Below are 4,701 nucleotides of genomic sequence, written 5' to 3' on the forward strand. Positions count from 1 at the left end.
ATCGGCCTCCCGTCCGAGGTGCTCGGGATCGGGCGGCCGATACGACGCGAGGTGCTACTTGGAGCCGTAGTTGGGTGCCTCCACCGTCATCTGGATGTCGTGCGGGTGGGATTCCTTGAGACCGGCAGCCGTGATGCGGACGAACTTGCCCTTGGCCTTCAGCTCGGGGATGGTGCGAGCACCGGTGTAGAACATGGTCTGGCGGAGTCCGCCGACGAGCTGGTACGCCACGGACGCGAGCGGCCCGCGATACGCGACGCGGCCCTCGATGCCCTCGGGGATCAGCTTGTCGTCGCCGGTCACGTCGGCCTGGAAGTAACGGTCCTTGGAGTAGGACGTGTTCTTGCCGCGCGTCTGCATGGCACCGAGCGATCCCATGCCGCGGTAGGTCTTGAACTGCTTGCCGTTGACGAAGATCAGTTCGCCGGGCGCCTCGGCGGATCCTGCCAGGAGGGATCCGAGCATCACGGTGTCGGCGCCGGCCACGAGTGCCTTGCCGATGTCGCCGGAGTACTGGAGGCCGCCGTCGGCGATCACGGGCACGCCTGCGGGGATCGCCGCCTTCGCGGATTCGTAGATGGCCGTGACCTGCGGGACGCCGACGCCCGCGACGACGCGCGTGGTGCAAATGGATCCGGGTCCCACGCCCACCTTGATGCCGTCGGCGCCGGCGTCGATCAGTGCCTGCGCACCCTCGCGGGTTGCCGCCTGGCCGCCGATGATGTCCACGTGCGCCGCGGACTTCTCCGCCTTCAGGCGCGAGATCATCTCGAGCACGCCCGCACTGTGCCCGTTGGCGGTGTCGACGAAGAGGGCGTCCACGCCCGCCTCGACGAGGGTCATGGCGCGCTCCCAGCCGTCGCCGAAGAAGCCGATGGCAGCGCCGACGCGGAGGCGGCCGTCGTCGTCCTTCGTGGACAGCGGGTACTGCTCGGCCTTCGTGAAGTCCTTGACCGTGATGAGGCCGCGGAGGATGCCCTCGTCGTCGACGAGGGGGAGCTTCTCGATCTTGTTGCCGGCGAGGAGGTTGATGGCGTCGTCGCCGCTGATGCCCACGTGCCCCGTGACGAGCGGCATCTTCGTCATGACGTCGCGGACCAGGATGCGCGGGAAGTCACGCTCCAGCACGAAGCGCGTGTCGCGGTTGGTGACGATGCCGAGCAAGTGGCCGGTGCCGTCGACCACGGGCAGACCCGAGACCCGGTAGTGACCGCAGAGCTCGTCGAGTTCCTGCAGGGTGGCGTCGGGGCCGATGGTGAGCGGGTTGGTGATCATGCCCGACTCGCTGCGCTTCACCCGGTCCACCTGGTCCGCCTGGTCGGAGATGGACAGGTTGCGGTGGATCACGCCGAGGCCGCCCTGCCGCGCCATGGCGACGGCCATGCGCGACTCCGTGACGGTGTCCATCGCGGAGGAGAGCAGTGGCGTCTTCACGGTGATGCGCTTGGAGATGCGCGACGACGTATCGGCCTCGGAGGGGATGACGTCGGTGTGGCCGGGCAGCAGGAGGACGTCGTCGTATGTGAGGCCGATGAATCCGAAGGGGTCGTGGGTCTCGTTCTGGCCGGACTGCTCGCTCACTGCTGCGCCTCTTTCGGTGTCGCCCGATGGGAGTGGGTTGGGGGCCTTCGGCGGGCTGCGCCGGCGGGCTCTGCCAGTCTAGAACGGATCGCAGGGGCGCCCTATTCCGGTGACACCACTCACGTCACCAGCCGAGCACGGCCCTCAGCCGCTGCTCGAACGCCGGCGCGGTGGTGGAGACGTAGGTCTTGGACAGGTGGTCCCGGTCCATGAACACGCGCACGTTGCCGACGACGCCGGAACACGTCGCCGAGGCGCAGACGAGGTCGGTGAGATCCAGGTGCTCGAGTCCCGGCACGCGGTCGGCCACGGCGGCCAGCGGCGACGACGGCGCCAGCACCTCGGCCAGGGGGACGTCGCAGGCCGAGGGGTCGGTGGCGTTGAGCGCCGTGCACTCGGCCATGTCGTCCTCGAAGCGGGGCGTGTCCCGCAGGCCGACGACGGGGATGCCGGCCGCGAGCAGGGGCGCGATCCCCTTCTCGAACCCGGCCGGGACCTCCTCCGCCGGCGAACTCCAGTCCGTCCGCGTGCCGACCGTCAGGACGGCGTCCGGCGCGAGCTCGAGCGCGTAGTCGCGGACCGCGTCGTTGAACGCCCGGCACTCGGGATCGACGGTGCTCGGAGCATCGACGAACCGGCAGCTGGGCCTGTGCACCGAGACGGCGAGCCAGTTGTTCTTCGTCGCCATGGCACCGAGCGCCGTCATCCACATCTGGGAATGGGAGTCGCCGAGCACCAGGATGGTCCGCTCCGCCGTCGACTCGTCCCCCGTGCGGACGCACGAGGACAACCGGGGATCAGCGGGCATCAGGGCGTCCGGGCAGGGCCCGTCGACCTCCGCCCACTCGGCGCCGAGGCTGCTGGCCAGCGGCTTCACCAACGCGTCCTCCGCGCCCCGGAACCGGAAGCCGGGCGCCAGGGCTGCGGCGCCCGGGTTGTCGTCGTCCGTCTGCTGCTGCACCGCCGCTTCCTGTGCCTGGACCCGGTACTCCCACCCCGAGAGGGGCACGGCCACGAGCGCGAGGGCCAGCGCCGCGACGAGGCCGGTCCGCCTGCGCTGCACGGTCGGCCACTGCCAGGCGCGCATCGGTTCCTCGACGAAGCGCATAGTGAGCACGGCCAGGACGAGCGAGGCCGCGATGACGATCCCGCCGTCGAGCATCCCGGCTCTCGGCTTGTCGGCGACGACGAGCCAGAGGACGAGGACGGGCCAGTGCCACAGGTACAGGGCGTAGGACACGTTGCCGAGCCGCAGGAGCGGCGCCGAGGACAACCAGCGGTCCACGCCCGCGGGACTGTCCGTGCGGCCCGCGACGAGCACGGCGGCGGCGGCGAGCGTGGGCCAGAGGGCGATGTAGCCCGGGAACTGCTGCTGCACCTGCAGGAGGACGCCGCACGCGAGCATCATGACCACGCCGGCCCAGCCCAGCACCACCCGGACCCGCGCCGGCACCACCAGATAGGGCAGGGCCAGCGCCACGAGCGAGCCGAGGGCGAATTCCCAGAGCCTGGCGCGGGTGTCGAAGTAGGCAGCCGCCTGGTCCGCGCCGGTCTGCCAGACGGAGAACGCGAGCGACAGCGCGAAGACGGCGCCGAACAGGACCAGGAGGACGGGCCGGGGCCGCAGCCGGGTGACCGCGACGAGGACGGCGGCGGACGCGAAGACGACCGGCCAGAGCAGGAACACCTGACCCTGGATGGACAGGGACCAGAAGTGCTGGAGCGGGCTGGCCGCGCTGGAGTCGAGCGCGTAGTAGTCGACGGCGTCGGCCGCGAGCTGCCAGTTCTGCCGGTAGGTCAGGGATGCCCAGGTCTGATCGAACACGGATCGCCAGCGCGAACCGGGCACGAGGACTGCGGTTGCCGCGAGGACGGACAGCAGGACCACGACGGCGGCCGGCAGGAGCCGCTTCAGCAGCCCCAGCCAGTAGGCGGCCAGGTCGAGGGGCTGCGCGGCCTCGAGGCGCCGGGTGAACGTGACGGTGAGGAGGAAGGCGGAGACGAGCAGGAAGACGTCCACACCCCCCGACACCCGCCCGAGCCACACGTGGTAGACGACCACCATGCCGACGGCCAGCGCCCGGAGTCCCTGGACCTCCGGCCGGAACCGGCGCTCATCCGGGCGGGCCGGCTGCTCCCCGAGGGCCACGGACGGCGGGGACTGCGAGGCGGTAACCATGCTGTTCCTCCTCGGAGGCCTGGGGATTGGGCGGACGCAAAATCCCAGTTTACCGTTTCGTGATCTTCGGCGATGCCGGTGCCCGGGGAGCCCGATCCGTCCGGTCGCCCGCGTAGCACGTACCCTAGAAGGAGTATCTCCCCGGGAACGCCGGGGACCACCCGAACGGAATCGCCGGGTCTGCCGGCCCCGACATACGTCCGAGGGCCGCCGCCCCGCCCCCGCATGAACGAGAGATAACTGATCTGTGAATAAGAGACCTGCCGCACTGAAAGCACCACGGGAACTGGCCAAGGGAGCCATGCGCATCGTCGCTCTCGGTGGCATCGGTGAGATCGGCAGAAACATGACCGTCTTCGAGTTCGAGGGCAAGCTGCTGATCGTGGACTGCGGTGTCCTGTTCCCCGAGGAGCACCAGCCCGGCGTCAACGTCATCCTGCCCGATTTCTCCTACATCCGGGACCGGCTCGACGACGTCGTCGCCGTCGTGCTCACGCACGGGCACGAGGACCACATCGGCGCCGTCCCGTACCTGCTCAAGGAACGCGCGGACATCCCCCTGGTCGGCTCGCGGCTCACACTCGCCTTCATCGAGGCGAAGCTCAAGGAGCACCGCATCACCCCGAAGACCGTGCAGGTCAAGGAGGGTGACCGTCGGACCATGGGCGGCTTCGACCTCGAGTTCGTCGCCGTGAACCACTCCATCCCGGACAGCCTCGCCGTCGCCATCCGCACCGCGGCCGGCATGGTGCTGCACACAGGCGACTTCAAGATGGACCAGTTCCCCCTGGACCGCCGCATCACCGACCTCGGCGCCTTCGCACGCCTGGGCGCCGAGGGCGTGGACCTGTTCCTCACGGACTCCACCAACGCCGACGTCCCCGGGTTCACGACCTCGGAGAAGGATCTCGCGCCGGCGATCGACGCGGTCTTCCGCACCG

3 protein-coding genes are annotated in these 4,701 nt (G+C 69.8%); 1 reads left to right on the forward strand and 2 read right to left on the reverse strand.

Going from position 1 to position 4,701, the window contains the following annotated elements:
- Positions 1 to 54: 54 nt before the first annotated feature.
- Together guaB and CVO76_RS08440 are read right to left on the reverse strand one after the other, a co-directional pair.
- The gene (gene guaB, locus CVO76_RS08435; RefSeq protein WP_208738960.1) at positions 55 to 1,581 is read right to left on the reverse strand and encodes an IMP dehydrogenase; all 1,527 of its coding nucleotides are present in this window, start codon (positions 1,579 to 1,581) and stop codon (positions 55 to 57) included.
- Positions 1,582 to 1,705: 124 nt separating this feature from the next.
- Positions 1,706 to 3,760, reverse strand: coding sequence for an acyltransferase family protein (locus CVO76_RS08440; protein ID WP_208738961.1), 2,055 nt, complete (start codon positions 3,758 to 3,760; stop codon positions 1,706 to 1,708).
- A gap of 301 nt (positions 3,761 to 4,061) precedes the next feature.
- On the opposite strand from CVO76_RS08440, the gene CVO76_RS08445 reads away from it, so the two are divergent.
- A partial coding sequence (locus tag CVO76_RS08445) for a ribonuclease J (RefSeq protein WP_208741755.1) occupies positions 4,062 to 4,701 on the forward strand: 640 nt, incomplete at its 3' end.

Origin of the sequence: Arthrobacter agilis, assembly GCF_002953615.1 — a bacterium.
Classification (GTDB): domain Bacteria; phylum Actinomycetota; class Actinomycetes; order Actinomycetales; family Micrococcaceae; genus Arthrobacter_D; species Arthrobacter_D agilis_B.